The organism is Massilia sp. CFBP 13721, assembly GCF_014842025.1.
Taxonomy (GTDB): Bacteria; Pseudomonadota; Gammaproteobacteria; order Burkholderiales; family Burkholderiaceae_D; genus Telluria.
On record NZ_JACYUY010000009.1, the window covers coordinates 192,830 to 210,080 of the forward strand.

The 17,251-nt window shown below is 66.5% G+C and carries 13 protein-coding genes; 6 read left to right on the forward strand and 7 right to left on the reverse strand.

Annotation, left to right across the window (positions count from 1 at the left end):
• Nucleotides 1-651 carry a 3-keto-disaccharide hydrolase gene (locus IFT60_RS11235; RefSeq protein ID WP_192052055.1) on the reverse strand — a complete coding sequence of 217 codons (651 nt, stop codon included), beginning with the start codon at nucleotides 649-651 and terminating at the stop codon, nucleotides 1-3.
• 38 nt (nucleotides 652-689) lie between these two features.
• Here IFT60_RS11235 and IFT60_RS11240 point away from each other — a divergent pair, with 38 nt between their 5' ends.
• Nucleotides 690-1,604, forward strand: coding sequence for an alpha/beta hydrolase (locus IFT60_RS11240; protein ID WP_229510802.1), 915 nt, complete (start codon nucleotides 690-692; stop codon nucleotides 1,602-1,604).
• A 383-nt stretch (nucleotides 1,605-1,987) separates the two neighbouring features.
• Here IFT60_RS11240 and IFT60_RS11245 read toward each other — a convergent pair whose 3' ends face one another.
• The 6 genes from IFT60_RS11245 to IFT60_RS11270 all read right to left on the reverse strand — a co-directional run bounded on the left by IFT60_RS11245 (nucleotide 1,988) and on the right by IFT60_RS11270 (nucleotide 11,335).
• Complete coding sequence (locus tag IFT60_RS11245; protein ID WP_229510803.1) at nucleotides 1,988-2,281, reverse strand: L-rhamnose mutarotase; 294 nt, start codon at nucleotides 2,279-2,281, stop codon at nucleotides 1,988-1,990.
• Between the two features lie 17 nt (nucleotides 2,282-2,298).
• A complete protein-coding gene (locus IFT60_RS11250; RefSeq protein WP_192052058.1) occupies nucleotides 2,299-3,498 on the reverse strand; it encodes a glycoside hydrolase family 88/105 protein in 1,200 nt (399 codons plus the stop codon).
• A gap of 5 nt (nucleotides 3,499-3,503) precedes the next feature.
• Complete coding sequence (locus IFT60_RS11255; protein ID WP_192052059.1) at nucleotides 3,504-4,949, reverse strand: glycoside hydrolase family 28 protein; 1,446 nt, start codon at nucleotides 4,947-4,949, stop codon at nucleotides 3,504-3,506.
• Nucleotides 4,946-7,732 carry a glycosyl hydrolase gene (locus IFT60_RS11260; RefSeq protein WP_229510804.1) on the reverse strand — a complete coding sequence of 929 codons (2,787 nt, stop codon included), beginning with the start codon at nucleotides 7,730-7,732 and terminating at the stop codon, nucleotides 4,946-4,948. The genes IFT60_RS11255 and IFT60_RS11260 overlap by 4 nt, the downstream gene beginning before the upstream one ends.
• Nucleotides 7,733-7,831: 99 nt before the next feature.
• Entirely contained in the window at nucleotides 7,832-9,127 is a 1,296-nt protein-coding gene (gene rhaI / locus IFT60_RS11265) for an L-rhamnose catabolism isomerase (RefSeq protein ID WP_192052060.1), read from the reverse strand.
• Between the two features lie 99 nt (nucleotides 9,128-9,226).
• Nucleotides 9,227-11,335: a bifunctional rhamnulose-1-phosphate aldolase/short-chain dehydrogenase gene (locus tag IFT60_RS11270; RefSeq protein ID WP_192052061.1), complete on the reverse strand. Its 2,109-nt coding sequence runs from the start codon at nucleotides 11,333-11,335 to the stop codon at nucleotides 9,227-9,229.
• A 338-nt stretch (nucleotides 11,336-11,673) separates the two neighbouring features.
• Between IFT60_RS11270 and IFT60_RS11275 the strand changes: the two genes are divergently transcribed.
• From IFT60_RS11275 to IFT60_RS11295, 5 genes are all read left to right on the forward strand, one after another.
• A complete protein-coding gene (locus IFT60_RS11275) occupies nucleotides 11,674-12,540 on the forward strand; it encodes a DeoR/GlpR family DNA-binding transcription regulator (RefSeq protein ID WP_192052062.1) in 867 nt (288 codons plus the stop codon).
• Nucleotides 12,537-13,568 carry a rhamnose ABC transporter substrate-binding protein gene (rhaS, locus tag IFT60_RS11280; protein ID WP_192052063.1) on the forward strand — a complete coding sequence of 344 codons (1,032 nt, stop codon included), beginning with the start codon at nucleotides 12,537-12,539 and terminating at the stop codon, nucleotides 13,566-13,568. Before IFT60_RS11275 ends, rhaS begins: the two co-directional genes overlap by 4 nt.
• A 91-nt stretch (nucleotides 13,569-13,659) precedes the next feature.
• Nucleotides 13,660-15,219: a sugar ABC transporter ATP-binding protein gene (locus tag IFT60_RS11285; protein ID WP_192052064.1), complete on the forward strand. Its 1,560-nt coding sequence runs from the start codon at nucleotides 13,660-13,662 to the stop codon at nucleotides 15,217-15,219.
• Between the two features lie 8 nt (nucleotides 15,220-15,227).
• Nucleotides 15,228-16,238 carry an ABC transporter permease gene (locus tag IFT60_RS11290; protein ID WP_192052065.1) on the forward strand — a complete coding sequence of 337 codons (1,011 nt, stop codon included), beginning with the start codon at nucleotides 15,228-15,230 and terminating at the stop codon, nucleotides 16,236-16,238.
• Nucleotides 16,235-17,251: an ABC transporter permease gene (locus IFT60_RS11295; protein WP_192052066.1), complete on the forward strand. Its 1,017-nt coding sequence runs from the start codon at nucleotides 16,235-16,237 to the stop codon at nucleotides 17,249-17,251. The genes IFT60_RS11290 and IFT60_RS11295 overlap by 4 nt, the downstream gene beginning before the upstream one ends.

Consider the following 17,251-nt stretch of genomic DNA (forward strand, 5'->3'; position numbering starts at 1 on the left):
CTAGTCCAGCGGCGTGATGCTCACGTTGCGCAGCTCGTAGGCGGCGCCTTCGAGCTGGAAGCCGATGCGCCCGGCCGCGGGCGCGGCGGCGCTGACGCGGTTCTGCGCCACGCCGTTGACGGTGACGTCGACCACGCCGTCGCGGCTCAGGATGTCGGCGCTGTTCCATTCGCCGGGCGGACGTTCGCTGTCCGGGCTAGTCTTCCCCTTGATCGCCGGATAGGCACCGGCCAGGCTGGTGAGCGGTTCGGCAAACGTGGCGCCGGCCATCGGCAGTACGTCGCCGGCGAAGCCGTGCTTGGTCTGCACTTGCACGCTCAGCGGCCAGACGCCATCCTTCGGGCCGGACGCCACATGCAGCAGCACGCCGGCATTGCCCGGCTTGCCGGGCCAGCGCCATTCCACATGCATGCGGTAGTTCGTGTAGCTGGCGCGGGTCGCGATGTAGCCGGACGGTTTGCCAGCGACCGCGATCACACCGTCCGGCATGCGCGACCACACCGCCGCGGGTTCGGCCGCAGGTGTGGTAACGAGTTCCAGGGCGCCTTCCTGATCGAAGGGACGCACGACGGATTGCGTGCCCGGACTGGCGCAAGCGGCCAGCACGGCGCCCACGGCCAAAAGAGTGCAAAGACGAGAAAGCTTTAACATGATAAGGAGTTCCAATGAATGAAAACAGGAGACGCTCGATGATGCAGATCGGCGCGGGTGTACTGCTTGCGGCGGCCGGGCCGTTCGCCAGCGCGGAGGCTGGACCGCTTGTGCTGCCATTGTGGCCCGAAGGCGTGCCCGGCGCCAAACCCGGCCTCGGGCCGGAGCGGATCGACGACGGCCGCATCGCGAATGTCGGCGAGCCGACGTTGACCGTGTTCACGCCGGCCGTCGACCGTGCCAACGGCAGCGCCGTCATCGTCTGTCCCGGCGGCGGCTACGTGCGGCTGTCCACCGCGCGCGAGGGCGAGCAGTACGCGCACTGGCTCAGCACCCTCGGCATCACCGCCTTCGTGCTGAAATACCGCATGGCAGAATTCGGCCACCCGGCGCCGTTGCAGGACGTGCTGCGCGCCGTGCGCCTGGTGCGTTCGCAGGCGGCGCGCTTCAAGCTGCGCGAAGACCGCATCGGCGTGATGGGCAGTTCGGCCGGCGGCCACCTGGCGGCAGCGGCCGGCACGCTGTTCGCGCATCCGCTCGGACGCACCGGCGCCCAGCTCGACGCGGTCAGCGCGCGGCCCGATTTCCTGATGCTGATGTACCCGGTGATCACGATGGAAGGCCCCAGCGTGCACGCCGGTTCGCGCAAGGCCCTGCTCGGCGCCAATCCTTCGGCCGAAGCGCTGGCCCTGATGTCGGTCGAGCGCCAGGTGACGAATGCGACGCCGCCGACGCTGCTGGTGCATACCCAGGAAGATGCGGCGGTGCCGGTCGAGAACAGCATCCTGTTCTACCAGGCGCTGGTGCGCAACAAGGTGCCGGCGGAGATGTATCTGTTCGAGCATGGGTCGCATGGGATGGGGATGCGCGCTGGATTGGGGACGGCGTCGGAGTGGCCGAAGCGGGCGGAGGAATGGTTGCGCGGACGGGGGTTGCTCGAACGGGCGAAGTGATTGGGGCGCGGCGGGCGTGCATGCGTCGATGGCGGGCATGCCCGCCCTACGTTAGACGACGCCATGCCCACCGGGGTATTGTGACGTCGCAGGCACGCACAGGGTGGACCGCGTGGGCACGAGTGCCCACCCTACGGTGCACTGCAGCTATCAGTACTTTCACCGTTGGCGGTCGTGTCACGTAGGGTGGGCACTCGTGCCCACGCGGATACACGGCACGCACGTGGCAAGGCAACCGAAGCCGCCCGCCCGCACCATCACGTTCCACGGCCGCCAACGGTAAAAGCACCGATAGCCGCGGTGCACCGTAGGGTGGGCACTTGTGCCCACGCGGATACACGGCATGCACATGGCAAGGCAACCGAAGCCGCCCACCCGCGCCCTCACGCCATATAAAACACCTGCGTCAACGGCCACTCCTTCGGCTGGTTGCCCGGCTCGACTTCCATCAATTCCGCCATAAAGTCCCACCAGCGCCGCATGATCGGATGCTCGGGCAAGGCGGCGCTGGTCTCGCCCGGCTGCAGCTTGAGCACCGCGAACAGGTCGAGCGTCGCTTCGTCGAGGAAGATCGCGTAGTCGAAAATCCCGGCGTCATGCAGCAACGCCGACAGCTCGGGCCAGATCTCGTCGTGGCGGCGCCGGTATTCGTCGACCGTGCCGGGCTTGAGCTTCATCCGAAATGCGCGCGCGCTCATCGTCCACCCCGCGCTGCCAGCGCCTTGACTTCGGACGCCGCCAGCATGAAGGCGCCGACGCCGTAGTTGAAGCTCGACGCCGGCCGGTAGAAGGCCGGCTCGGCCCCGGTCTGCTGGATGTTCCCCAGGCGCCCGTCGGCGTACACGTTCTTCAGGATGCCGGCCCAGGCCTTGGCGATCACCGGCTTATAGGTCTTCTCGTCGAGGATGCCGCGATTCACGCCATACGCCATCGCATATACGAACAGCGCCGACCCCGAGACTTCCGGCAGCGGATAGCTCTGCGGATCGAGCAGGCCGGCGTGCCACATGCCGTCGGCGCCCTGGATCGACGCCACCTTCGCCGACATCTCGCGCAGCTGCTGCACGTAGAAGCCGCGCTGCGGATCATCCATCGGGATGTCGTCGAGGATCAGCGCGATGCCGCCCATTACCCAGCCTTCGCCGCGCGACCAGAACATCTTCTTGCCGTTCGGCTCGCGTTTGTCGATGTAGCTGGCGTCGCGCGCGTACAGGTGCTCGGTCTTGTCGTACAGGAGGTCCGAGGTGCGCTTCCAGTTCAGGTGCACGTAGTCGAGGTATTTGCGGTCGCCCGTCGCCTTGTACATCTTGACCCAGACCGGCGGCGCCATGAACAGCGCATCGCACCACCACCAGGGAATGCGCGCATCGTTCGGCTTGACGGTCGCCAGCGGCAGCAGGTCATTCAGCTCGGCGCGCGTCAGGTTGATCAGCGACGGCCGCTTCTCTTCCAGGTAGAGGTCGAGGTAGACCTGGCCGATCGACAGGTCGTCGGCATTCGGCAGGCGGTCGCGCAGCTGGTAATCGAAATGCTTGGCCATGTCCTGCATCGCCTTGCGGTATTTCGGGTCGCCGGTGGCGCGCGAGGCGGCCAGGAAGCCGACATACATCACGCTCGAGGTCCAGATGCGATCCCAGTGCGGTTGCGAACGCGCCAGCTGCCAGTCGGCCACCTTGCGCAAGACCTTGTCGACCGCGGCCGGTTCCAGCGCGCTCGAGAGGTCGGTGGCGTACGGGCCGCCGTCGACAGGGGCGTCGCCGAAGTGGCGGCTGGTGTCCTTGTCGACGATCGCTTGCATGGCCGGCGTCGGCAGCGGATAATTCTGCGCGGCGGCCGGCAAGGCAGCCAGGGCGAATGCTGCCGCGATGGCCGCGGCGCCAAGTCGTAAAGTCATGGTCATCACGTTTTGTCCTGTTCCTCGAAACTCTTCTTGATCGGGTCTTCCTTCGGCCGCGGCGGGCGCACCTCGAAGCTGCCGGCCGGCAGGCCGCTGACGCTGCTCGCGGTCGACACCTCGACCGGGGCCTGCAAACGCAGGCTGGTGTTGGCGAAGGTCCAGTCCCTGGCGTCGTTGATATGCCCGCCCTTGGCCGCCTCGATGTCGAGCCGGTCGAAGGCGAAGCGCAGCAGCGGCGCTTCCGGATAGCCGTCGACTTCGAACGCGGTGCTGGCACCGGTCGCCTTGATGTTCCAGATTTTGACGTCGTGGAAGTGGGCGATACCCTTCTCGCGCGGCACCGGCGTGGCCAGCACGCGCCACACCGGCGGCACATCCTTGGCGTCGGTGGGAATCGTGGCGTAGCTGTAGGCCGGGTTCCAGTTCATGGTCGCGCGCATCACGACCGGGATGCCGACCATCGTGAAGTCGTGCAGGCGCAGGTTCTCGCCCCAGCCGCCGCGCGTATGCGCCGACTTGAACAGGATCCCGACCGGCACCTTGCCCTCGACGCGGATGTTGTAGGCTTCGATGTTGCGGAAACCGCCCGAGGTTTCGCTGCCGAAGGTGAAGCCGGCCGCGCCTTCGCGCACCACCGAATCGCGCACCACCACGTCCTCGGTCGGACGGCCGACGCGCAGGCCATCCGAATCGCGCCCGGCCTTCATCACCAGCGCATCGTCGTTGACGGCGATGTCGGCATTCGCCACCAGGATACGGCGCGAGGAATCGATGTCGATGCCGTCGGTCGATGGGCCGTGGCCATCCTCGTTGTTGCGGATGGTAACGCCGTCGATGGCGACGTCGCTCGAATAGCAGACGTGCACGGTCCAGAAGCCGGCGCGGCGCATCAGCAAGCCGCCGCCGATCTTCACCTCGCTGGAATCGAACACCTGCACCAGGCGCGGCCGGCGCGCGTCGTAGTCCGAGGCCCAGCGCAGGCCGCGCGGTTCGTATTCCTTGCGCAGCGTCCAGTAACTGTCCCAGAACACCTTGCCGTCGCCATCGATGGTGCCGGCGCCGGTAATGGCCGCGTTCTTCTGCTTGTAGACGTTGACTAGGGCCGCCGGCCAGCTCATCTCGATGCCGGCGATCCGGGTCGGCATCATCGGATAGTCGGCGATGTCGCGCGAGCCGCGCAGGGTCACGCCCTTGTCGAGGCGCAGGGTGACGCCGCTCTTGACGAAAATCGAGCCGGTCAGGTAGGTCCCGGCCGGGAACACGACCGTGCCGCCCTTCTTCGCGGCGGCGTCGATCGTCTTCTGGATCGCGGCCGTGTTCATCGTGCTGCCGTCGCCGCGCGCGCCGTACTTCGCTACGCTGAAGTCGGCGGCGAAGGCGGCGCCGGAACACAGGGCCATGGCCAGCACCAGCGTTTGCAGGGCCGGTTTGTTCGCAAAGGCGATCATAAGATTTTCTCTCCCATCAGTGTGACCGGTCCCAGCATGCCCGCAGGCCGCGGCGCGATCAGTTCGGTATCCTGCGGCACGAAGCGCTGCCCATAACGCGCCGAGAGCAGGCGGTAGTCGGGCAAGGCATGGCCGGCCAGCGTGTTCACGGCCAGGTTGGCGACGCGCACTTCGATGCGGTTGGCGCCCGCCGTCAGGTAATCGGTGACATCGACGCGGTAGGGCGGATGCCAGACCGCGCCGGCGCGCTTGCCGTTGACCCAGACCTGGGCCGCTTCGCGCAGCGGACTGTCATACATAGCGCGCATGCCGGCCGGGACCTTGGGCGTGGCTGCCAAGGGCGTGCCGCGGCCGAAGTCGAGCACCACGCGCTGGCCGGCCAGTTGCGCCGGCGCCAGCTTGACCTCTTTCGTATAGACGCCGACGCCCGAGAAGTAGCGCGTCGCTTCCTTGTTGGTCCACGAAGACAGCTGGGCCATGTCGTGCGATCCCGCACCCTGCCCCGCCGCCGCCGGGAAGCTCAGCTTCCAGTCGCGTCCGAGGTCGGCCAGCACGCTTGGCGTCGCCAGGCGCGGCGCCTCGGCGGCGGCCAGCGGCGCGTCGCTCAGCATCAGCACGCGCGACTCGTAAGGCGCCAGCGCCAGGACGAATTCACCGCCGGCGGCGCGCGTGAGCTTGCCGCTGTCCGGATCGAGCCAGGCCGCATGCGCGCGCTTCGCGCCGACGGTGGCGTTGGCATTCACGTCGCCATTGCCGGTATTGGCGATGAAGTAGATGTCGGCATCCGCCAGCTTGCGGCGCACGAAGCCGACTTCCGACGCCTGGGCCGACAGTTTCAGGTCGGGCGCCAGCGCGGCGCCGAGGGCGGCGCCGACGGCGCCGTCATCGGCGACGACGCGCACGTTCGGACCGGATGCGAACAGCGCCTTCGAGGCCGCCGCCACCCGCGCCGAGATGCGCGCGGCATCCACGAAGCCCGGCGCCAGCGATGGCGTGCTGCCGACGGCGATGATCTTGCCGCCGCCGCGCACATAGGCCGCCAGCTTGTCGAGCACTTCCGGCGCCAGGCGCGTCACGTGCGGCATCACCAGCACCGGGTGCTTGACGCCCAGCGCCAGCACCGATTCGGCGTCGACGTAATCGAGGTTGTGGCCGGCGTCGAGGATCTGCTCGGTCAACTTGGGCGTCACGTGTTTGTGCATCTCGGCCGACAGCGACACCTTGCCCGGCACCAGCGCCGCGTACACGTCGTCGTTGGGCAGGAACACCGCGACCTGGTTGGCCGGTTCGCCCTGGCGCATCAGGTAGCTCATGCGCGTCAGGTAGGCGTTCACGTCGGGCATGACGTTCCACCACGGGTTGTGGTCGTTGAAGACGGCGGCGGCGTAGAAGGCATAGCCCGGTTCGACCGTGCCGGGCGGCGTGTAGGGCCAGCCGTGGCCGACGAACTGGTTCACGCCCGAGAGCAGCATGCGGTCCGCTTCCGACTTCATGTCGAGCGGGGTCGCGCTGAAGGCGGGGGAATTGAGCCAGGTCCAGGTTTCGGCCGAGATCACCGGGCGCCCGTACAGGTGGCCGGCGGAAGTGGCCAGGCGCGTGAACGAGAATTCGCGGTGCTGCGGGCCCTCGCCTTCGGGCAGCGCGACCAGGCGGTTGCTCGACATCGATACCGCCGGCTCGCCATAGGTCTGCGAGCGGAACAGGGTGTTGTGCTCCTTGGCCCAGTCGTTCATCGGCGTCAGGTAGCGCTCGTTGACCAGTTCCGTCTGCGTCAGCGCCCAGTCGCGGCGTACCGCGCCGGCGGTCGCGGAAATTGGTTCGCCCTTGGCGCGGAAGATGCTCGGCAGGTGCGGCGCGATGTCGTAGCCGCGGCGGCGCTTGAACTCTTCGAGGAAGTCGTCGGTCCAGTCGGTGCCGTAGACTTCCAGGCTGTCCGAGAACACGGCATGCGGCGGTGTGTCGCCGAAGGCTTTCAGCAGCGGCTCGGCGACCGTGCGCAGGTGATGGTCGACCGCGCTGCGGCTCAGGTGATCGAGCACGAAGCCTTCGGCGCCGAGCGCGGCGCGCTTGACCTGCTGGCCGGTGCGGGTGGCGATGTAGAACACCATCACGCGCGGCGCGCCTGCGGCGGCGATGGCCGCGCGGCCGTTCGGCAGCGCATCCGGTTTCACCAGCTTCAGCGCGTTGCCGTCGTATTGTTTGGCGTTGCCGGCGCCGACAAAGGCGGCGACCAGCTTCTCGCCGTTCATCACCACCGGCGGCGCATAGCTGGCGGCGCCGGCCGGCACTTCGACCGTGGCCACGCGCAGGCGGCTCGCGCTCTGGGTGATGCCGATGTGCGGACCGCCGTAGGGCCAGCCGCTGGCCAGCGTCATGTCGACGCGCAGGCCGTTGGCGCGGCCGGTCCGGTTGGCGAAGCTGACCGCGTCGAGGAATTCGGGCGACAGGTAGGGAACGTTCTTGATGCCGCGCGTGGGCTCGTCGAGCTCCATCGGGTACACGGGCTGGATTTCGAAGCCGCCGAAACCGCCCTGCTTCATGGCGACGATTTCGCGTTCGAGCTCGGGTTTGACGACGGCGGGACCGAACCACCACCAGCGCATCAGCGGGCGGGCGTCCGCCGGCGGCGTGGCCAGGTTGGCGGCGACGTCGGCCAGTTTGTTCGAGATGACGGGGGCATTGCTGTCGGCGCGGGCGGCGGACATGGCGAGCGTGGCGGCGGCGCAGGCGACAGCCAGCGCGCGCGCGCGAATGAATGGGCGGCGCGGGGAGCGCTTGCTCATAGGAGACTCCTGTAAGCGGTGAAACCGGGAACGGCGCGCGCCCGCGCCGGCTGGTCACCAAAGGGCAACCAGCCAGGCACAGGCGCGTGCGTACTCTCTTTAGACGATGCCGCTGCTGCTGGCGCCGGCCTTGGCCGGACGTGCGCTGGCAACGCGGTCGCGGTAGCCGCTGGCGCGGTAGGCCGCGACCGGATCGGCGGCGCCGCCGGCGCGCACGCGCGCCATCGCCAGGATCGGGCTGACGTCGGTGCGGAAGGCGCGCTTGAGGAGCTGGGCCGAATTGAGCACGTCGTTGGCTTGCTGCAGGCCGGCCAGTTCGGCGCGGTCGACCATGGCCGACTGCACGAAGGCGCGCTGCACTTCGACCGCGCTGCTCATCAGGCTTTCGATCGGATCGGTCACGTTGTGCGACTGGTCCAGCATGTAGGCCGGCTTGAAGGCCGGGCCGTCGCGCAGGGCGGCGTCGGCCAGTTCGTTAAAGACCAGGAACAGCTGGAACGGGTTGATCGAACCGGAGTCGAGGTCGTCGTCGCCGTACTTGCTGTCGTTGAAGTGGAAGCCGCCGAGCTTGCCGAACTGCGCCAGGCGCGCGACGATCATCTCGATGTTGGTATTCGGCGCGTGGTGGCCGAGGTCGACCAGGCATTTCGCTTTCGGACCGAGTTCGGTGGCGGCGGCAAAGCTGGTGCCCCAGTCGGCGATCACGGTGGCGTAGAACGCCGGTTCGAACAGCTTGTGCTCGATGAAGACGTTCCAGTCGTCGGGCAGCGCGGCGTAGATTTCGCGCATGCTCTCTAAGTAGCGCTCGAGCGAACCGCGCAGGTTGTTCTGGCCCGGGAAGTTGGCGCCGTCGCCGACCCAGACGGTGAGCGCGTTCGAACCGAGCGCGCGGCCCAGTTCGATGCATTCGATGTTGTGGGCGATCGCCTGGGCGCGCACTTCGCGGCTTTGCGCGGTCAGGCTGCCGAATTTATAGGTCTGTTCCTGGTTCAGCTGGTCCTGGAAGGTGTTCGAGTTGACGGCGTCGAAGGCCAGGCCCAGGCTTGCTGCCGTCTCGCGCAGTTCGCGCGCGTCGGTTGGTTTGTCCCATGGGAAGTGCGGCGACACGGCGCCAGTGGCGCGCGTCAGCTGGTTGATCACGGCGCAATCCTCGATCTTCTCGAAGACGTTGCGCGGCTCGCCGCGGCCGGCGAAGCGCGCGAAACGGGTGCCGCCGGTGCCGGCGCCCCAGCTTGGCACGGCAACCTGGAAGGTCTGGGCCAGCTTGGTGAGTTCTTCGATGTCCAGCCCGCGGCGCGCGAGCATCCCGCCCAGCGCTTCGTAATCGGCCTGCAGGCCCGCTTCCAGCCTGGTGTTCTGGTCCGCGACCAGTGCCGCGTCGATCATGTTCGTCATTCCTGTCTCCTTGTTTCGGACAAGGCGGCCCGCAGGCCGCCCGTCTTTTTTATCGTCTTGCAGTACGCGAGTTTAACTTACACCGCTTAGCGCGCGAGGTTAGCGTGTGAACGCACCCGCATTACCGGCATCCACGTTCAGAATGTTGCCGGTGCTCTTGCCCGATTTGTCGCTGGCGAAGAAATACACCGCCTCGGCGATATCTTCCGGGAAGACGCTCAGCTTCAGCATGCTGCGCTTGCGGTAGAACTCTTCGACGTCGTCGGCGCCGATCTTGTTCGAGGCTGCGCGCTCTTCCTTCCACTTGCCGTCCCAGATGCGCGAACCGCGGATCACGGCGTCCGGATTGACGGTATTCACGCGGATGCCGTGCTCGGCGCCTTCGAGCGCGATGCAGCGCGCCAGGTGCAGTTCGGCCGCCTTGGCGGTGCAGTAGGCCGATGCGCCGGCCGATGCGACCAGGCCGTTCTTGCTGCCCACGAAGACCATGCTGCCGCCCAGCGCCTGCTGCTTCATGATCTGGAAGGCGCGTCGCGCCACCAGGAAGTAGCCGGTGACCAGGATGTCCTGGTTGCGCTTCCAGATTTCGAGCGTGGTCTCGTCCAGCGGCGCCGCCGAGGCGATGCCGGCGTTCGACACCAGCAGGTCGACGCCGCCGAAGCGCAGGGCCGCCGCTTCCAGGATCGAGGCCACCGCATTTTCATCGGTGATGTTGGCCTGCACGGTGCCGATGTTGTCCTTGCCGCCGACCTTGGTCAGCGCGGCCTGTGCCGACGCCAGCGCTTCCTGGTCGATATCGGTCAGCATGACGCAAGCGCCTTCCTGCAGCAGCTGGCGTGCAACCGCCTGGCCGATGCCGCCGGCGCCGCCGGTGACGAGTGCGATGCGGCCGGCCAGCGATTTCGGCTTCGGCATGCGCTGCAGCTTGGCTTCTTCGAGCAGCCAGTATTCGATGTCGAAGGCTTCCTGTTCCGGCAGGCCGACGTAGCTGTCGACGCCGTTCGCGCCGCGCATCACGTTGATCGCATTGACGTAGAACTCGCCGGCGATGCGCGCGGTGGCCTTGTCTTTCGCGAACGAGAGCATGCCCACGCCCGGGATCAGGTAGATGATCGGGTTGGCGTCGCGCACTTTCGGGCTGTTGGAACGCTTGCAGCGCTCGTAGTAGGCGGTGTAGTCGGCGCGGTAGTCGACCAGGGCCTGGTCGAGGCCTGCGACCAGGCGGTCGAAATCAGGCGCGGTCGGGTCGAAATCGAGCACCAGCGGACGGATTTTCGTGCGCAGGAAGTGGTCGGGGCAGGAGGTGCCGAGCGCGGCCAGCGGCGCCAGGTCGGCGCTGCAGACGAATTCGAGCACGGTGTCGCTGTCCTCGAAGTGGCCCAGCTTGTATTCTTCCTTGCTGATCTTGCCGCGCAGGAGCGGCATCAGCTTGGCGGCGATGTCGGCGCGGTCGGCGGCCGGCAGCGCTTCGACGGCCTGGCCGCCGAACACCGGTTGCTGGATGTTCTGGGCCAGCCAGTCTTCGGCGCGCTTGATGATCGCCAGCGTCGTTTCGTAGCACGACTTGGCGTCGTCGCCCCAGGTGAACAGGCCGTGGCCTTCGAGGATGATGCCCTTCAGGTTCGGGTTCGCCTGCGAGACCTGTTCCAGCTTCAGGCCGAGGTCGTAGCCTGGACGCTGCCATGGCAGCCAACCCAGTTCGCCTTCGAAGATCCTGGCGGTCAGTTCCTTGCTGTTCTTGCAGGCGGCAATCGCGATGCACGAATCCGGGTGCATGTGGTCGACGTGCTTGTGCGCGATGTAGGCGTGCAGCGGGGTGTCGATGCTGGCGGCGCGCGGGTTCAGGTTGAAGGTGGCGTGCGGCAGGTAGGCGACCATCTCGTCCTCGTGCTCGAGGCCGCGGTAGCGGTTCTTCAGCGCGTGCAGCTTGTCCATGTACAGGGTCGAGAAGCCGTCGAGCTTGATGCTGCCCAGGTCGCCGCCCGAACCCTTGACCCACAGGACTTCGACGGTGTCGCCCGAGAGCGGATCGACCATGTCGATCTTGGCGGAGGTATTGCCGCCGCCGAAATTGGTGATGCGCAGGTCGGACCCGAGCAGGTTGGAGCGGTACAGCAGCAGCTCCGGTTCGCTCATGGTGGCTGCCGCGGCATCGTCCCAGCGGGAAGTGATCGGTTCGGCCTGTTTCGTTTCGCTCATCGCGCCCATCTAAGTCTCCATTCGTTGTGTGCCATCGCTCGATGGCGATTGGTGTGTACTTCTGGTCCGGGCAATCCTTGCCTGGACATCCCGACACAGTAGAAATCAGCGGCCCGACTGGTGTCAACGCTCAAGCGGTCAACTTCGTGAGCGAGATTCGAATAATCATCGGCTTGATCGGATTGCGCGTTTGTGCGTTGCAACGAAGCCAAACAATCACCCGTTTGATCAATTAATGATTGACGTTATTGCACAGAATAACTACTCTTTTCGTACACACCGCGACCGCACCGAGTCGACGGCAGTGACGCCGCATAAAAAACAGACGGCTCATGGAGGAGACAAACATGGTGAATCACAAACGCCGCAAGCGTTTGCTGAAGCTGCTTGCCGATCATCAGACGGCGACGGTCCAGCAGCTTGTCGAATGGCTCAACGCGTCCCCGGCAACGGTCCGGCGCGATATCAGCTGGCTCGCAGCACGCAACCTGCTCACCCGCACCCGCGGCGGCGCGGAGAACCTGCTACAGAAGAAGCGCCAGTTCCCGCTCACGAGCGAAACGTTCCAGAACAATATCCAGTGCTTCGCCGCCGGCAAGCGCGCCATCGCGCGCCACGCCGCGTCGATGTGCACCGACGGCGAAACGATCATCATCAACGGCGGCACGACCACCTTCATGATGGCCGAGTTCCTGACCGAGAAGCAGCTCAAGATCCTGACCAATTCGTTCCTGATGGCCGAGCGCCTGCTGGTGACGAGCCAGAACGAGATCATCGTCCCGGGCGGCAAGGTCTACCGCGAGCAGAACGTGATCCTCTCGCCCTTCGACAACGACATCACCCAGCACCACTACGCCAGCAAGATGTTCATGAGCGTGTACGGGCTGTCGCTGCTCGGACTGATGGAAGCGGACCCGCTGCTGATCCAGGCCGAGAAGCGCCTGATCAGCCAGGCCGAGGAACTGGTGGTGCTGGCCGACAGCTCCAAGTTCTGCCGCAAGGCCGGCCTGATCCTGTGCGGCCTGGACCGCGTATCGACCGTGATCACCGACACCGGCGCCTCCGACAAGGCGGTACAGCTGCTCGAGCAGTACGGCGTCAAGGTCGTCACCGTCGAACCGGACGAACTCGCCCCCGACGTCAGCTCTTCCTATTTCAACCCGCAATACGACCTGCAGTCCGCAGCCCTGTTCCAGACGGAGACATCGCATTGAAGATCAAGAAACTCCTCCTCGCGGCCGCGGCCGTTGGCCTGCTGGCCGGCCTGTCGGCCTGCGGCGACAAGAAGGCTGACGCGGGCGCAGCGGGTGCACCCCAGCAGACCCGCATTGCCATGGTCGTGAAAAGCCTCGGCAACGGCTTCTTCGACGCCGCCCACACCGGCGCCAACGAAGCGGCGAAACAGATCGGCGGCGTCGAAGTCATCTACACCGGCCCGACCACGCCCAGCGCCGAAGGCCAGATCGAGATCATCAATTCGCTGATCAGCCAGAAGGTCGATGCGATCGTGATCTCGGCGAACGACCCGAACGCGCTGGTGCCGATCACCAAGAAGGCGATGCAGCGCGGGATCAAGGTCATTTCCTTCGACAGCGGCCTGGCCCAGGAAGGCCGCCAGATGCAGCTGAACCCTTCCAACGCGCAGCTGATCGGCGAAAAGCAGATCCAGATGGCGACCAAGGAAATCGGCGGCGCCGGTGACATCGCCATTCTTTCGGCCTCGGCCCAGGCGACCAACCAGAACCTGTGGATCGGCGTGATGAAGAAGGTGCTGGAGCAGCCCCAGTACGCGAAGGTCAAGCTGGTGGCCACCGTGTATGGCGACGACCAGTCCGACAAGAGCTACCGCGAAGCGATCGGCCTGCTGCGCAGCCATCCGAACCTGAAGGCGATCATCGCCCCGACCACGGTCGGCATCGTCGCCGCCAGCAAGGCGGTCGCCGACGAAAACCTGGTGGGTAAAGTGTTCGTCACGGGCCTGGGCCTGCCGTCCGAGATGGCCGGCCACGTCAAGAGCGGCGCCGTCAAGGAATTCGCGATCTGGAACCCGATCGACCTCGGTTACGCGGCCACCTTCGCCGCCAACGAATTCGTCAAGGGCAAGGCCGAAGCCAAGGCCGGCGCCACCGTCTCGGTCGGCCGTTTGGGGCAGGTCACGCTCGACGCCGCCGGTGAAGCCGCCCTCGGGCCGCCGTTCACCTACAACGCCGCGAACATCGACGAATTCGCCAAGCTGTTCTGATCCAGGCAGGGCCGCGGCCCTGCATCGATTCCGATCCTGAACTCCGTGCGCGGCCGCGAGGCCGCGTTCCATCACTTCGTACGCCTATCCTATGCCAGTCACCCCACTGTCAAGCCCTTCCCCGCGCGGCGCCGACGGCACGCTCGATGCCCCGGTGCTGGAACTGAACGGCATCTGCAAGCGCTTCAGCGGCGTGCATGCCCTGAACAACGTGCACCTGACGATCCGTCCCGGCGAAGTCATGGCCCTGATCGGCGAGAACGGCGCCGGCAAGTCGACCATGGTGAAAACCCTGACCGGCATCTACCGCCCCGACGCCGGCACCATCAGCCTCGACGGCAAGCAGGTCTCGTTTGCCAGCCCGCAGGCGGCGATGGCCGCCGGGATCACGGCCGTGCACCAGGAAACCGTGATGTTCGACGAACTCTCGGTGGCCGAGAACATCTACGTCGGGCGCCAGCCGCGCGGCCGCTTCGGCCGCGTCGACTGGGCGCGCATCGAGGCCGAAGCCGAAGCGCTGTTCGCGCGCCTGGAAGTGGCGCTGCCGGTACGTGCGCGCGTCAAAGACCTGTCGGTGGCGCAGCGCCATTTCGTCGAGATCGCCCGCGCGCTGTCGCAGGATGCGCGCGTGGTCATCATGGACGAACCGACCGCCGCCCTGTCGCAGCGCGAGATCCGCGAGCTGTACCGCATCATCGCCCAGCTGCGCGCGGCCGGCACCGCCGTCATCTTCATCTCGCACAAGTTCGACGAAATCTTCGAAGTCGCCGACCGCTACACGGTGCTGCGCGACGGCCAGTTCGTCGCCGAAGGCGCGCTGGCCGACATCACCGAACCCGAACTGGTGGCGCTGATGGTCGGCCGCGCCGTGCACCAGGCCTACCCGAAAGCGCAAGTCGAGATCGGCGCACCACTGCTGGAAGTGCGCAATTACTGCCACCCGACCGAATTCAAGGACGTCAACTTCACGCTGAAGAAAGGCGAGATCCTCGGCTTCTACGGCCTGGTCGGCGCCGGCCGCTCGGAAGTCATGCAGGCGCTGTTCGGATTGACGAAGGGCGTCTCGGGCAGCGTGCACCTCGAAGGCAAGGCGGTCGCGATCGACTGCCCGGCCACCGCGATCGCGCACGGCATCGCCTACGTGCCGGAAGACCGCCAGCACCACGGCGCCCACCTGACGCTGCCGATCATGCACAACATCACGCTGCCGATCCTGTCCCAGATCGGCTTCTTCCTGCGCGGACGCGGCGCCAAGGAAGCGGCGATCGCACGCCACTTCTCGGAGCAACTCGAACTCAAGGCCGGCTACCTGACCCAGAACGTGACCGAACTCTCGGGCGGCAACCAGCAGAAGGTCGTGCTCGGCAAGTGGCTCGCCACCAATCCGAAAGTGATCATCCTGGACGAGCCGACCAAGGGCATCGACATCGGCTCGAAAGCCGCGGTGCACCGCTTCGTGAGCGAACTGGTGACGCGCGGGCTGTCGGTGATCCTGGTGTCGTCCGAACTGCCGGAGGTGCTGGGCCTGGCCGACCGCGTGGTGGTGATGCACCACGGCGAGATGGTACGCGAATTCAAACGCGGCGAAGCGACACCGGAGACGGTGGTCGCGGCCGCATCGGGCCTGGACCTGGCAGAGGTGGCGGCATGAACGCAGTAATGAAATTATTCAAACAGCGCGAGCCGCTGCTCGCCCTGATGGTGGTGGCGCTGGTGCTGCTGGTCGGCCTGCGCGCACCGGTGTTCCTCACCAGCGCTTCGCTCGCCAACCTGCTCACCGACAGCACCCTGCTGATCATGCTGGCGCTGACGCAAATGCTGGTGATCGTCACGCGCGGCATCGACCTCTCGGTGGCGTCGAACCTGGCGCTGTCGGGGATGGTCGCAGCCATGCTGGCCGCCGCCAATCCGGGCCTGCCGCTGCCGCTGGTGGTGCTGGCGGCGATGCTGGTCGGCCTGGCGCTCGGCCTGGTCAACGGCTGGCTGATCGGCTACCTGGCATTGCCGCCGATCGTCATCACGCTCGGCACCATGAGCGTCTACCGCGGCCTGGTGTTCGTGATCTCGAACGGCGCCTGGGTCTCGGCGCACCAGATGCCGAAGGAATTCGTCGCCTTTCCGCTGACGCGCGTGCTCGGCCTGCCGCACCTGGTGTGGATCGCGATCGGCGCGCTGCTGGTCATGGCCTTCATCGCCCGTTACACCCGCTTCGGACGCGACCTGTACGCGATCGGCAATGCGCCCCAGTGCGCCGGCTACATCGGCATCCCGACGCGCCAGCGCCTGCTCTGGACCTATGGCCTGTCCGGCCTGGTGGCCGGCCTGTGCGGCTACCTGTGGGTGGCGCGCTACGCGGTGGCCTATACCGAAATCGCCTATGGCTTCGAATTCACCGTGATCGCCGCCTGCGTGATCGGCGGCGTCAGCATCGCCGGCGGCGTCGGCTCGGTACTGGGCGCCATGCTCGGTGCGCTGTTCCTGTCGGTGATCGGCAATGCGCTGCCGGTACTGCAGGTATCGCCCTTCTGGCAAAGCGCCCTCACCGGCCTGGTTATCCTGGTCGCGGTGCTGGTCAATGCCCAGGGCAAGCGCCGCAGCCGCCAGATCCTGCCGCTGCATACGCCCGCTACCGCTTCCGCTACTACTCAATCCCTGAAGAGCGCCGCATGAACGCCCCGATCCTGTCCTCGCTCGAGAAAACCTCGCGCTACACCATCCTCGACCGCCAGCCGCTCGGCCTGCGCCACGCCCTCGGGCGCTGGGAAAGCCTGCTGGCGCTGCTGCTGATCGCGCTGTTCGTCTGCGGCGGCGCCGTGCTGCCGCACTTCCTCGATCCGTACAACCTGCTCGACGGTACCTCGAACTTCAGCGAAAAGGCGTTGATCGCGCTGCCGATGGCCTTGCTGATCATCTGCCGCGAGATCGACATCTCGGTGGCCGGCACCCTGGCCCTGTGTTCGGTGGCGATGGGCCTGGCCATGAATGCCGGCTTCCCGCCGGCGACGCTGCTGCTCGTCGCACTGGCGACCGGCACCCTGTGCGGCTTCCTGAACGGCTACCTGGTCACGCGCTTCGCGCTGCCCTCGATCGTGGTCACGATCGGCACCGTGTCGCTGTACCGCGGCCTGGCCAGCGTCGTCCTTGGCGACAAGGCGTTTACGGGCTACCCGCAGCTGATGGCCGACTGGGGCCAGGGCTACTTCTTCGGCATGGTGCCGCGTGAATTCGTGGTGCTGCTGGTGTTCGCCGCCATCTTCGCCGTGGTGCTGCACACCACCGCCTGGGGCCGCCGCATCTACGCGATCGGCAACAACCCGGAAGCGGCGCGCTTTTCCGGCATCGCCGTCGACCGCTACCGCCTGGTGCTGTTCATGCTGACCGGCGCCGTCGCCGGCCTGGCGGCCTGGCTGCTGACCGGCCGCATCGGCAGCACCCGCCCGAACATCGCCACCGGCTGGGAACTCGAAATCATCACGATGGTGATCCTGGGGGGCGTGAGCATCTCGGGCGGCGCCGGCACCATCGGCGGCGTGCTGCTGGCGGTGCTGACCATGGGCACCGTCACCTACGGCATGGCGCTGGCCAACGTGCCGGGCATTTACATGACGATCGTGATCGGTATCCTGCTGCTGGTGACCATCGCGCTGCCACGCCTGCTGCGCGCACGCCAGGGTCGGAAGTGA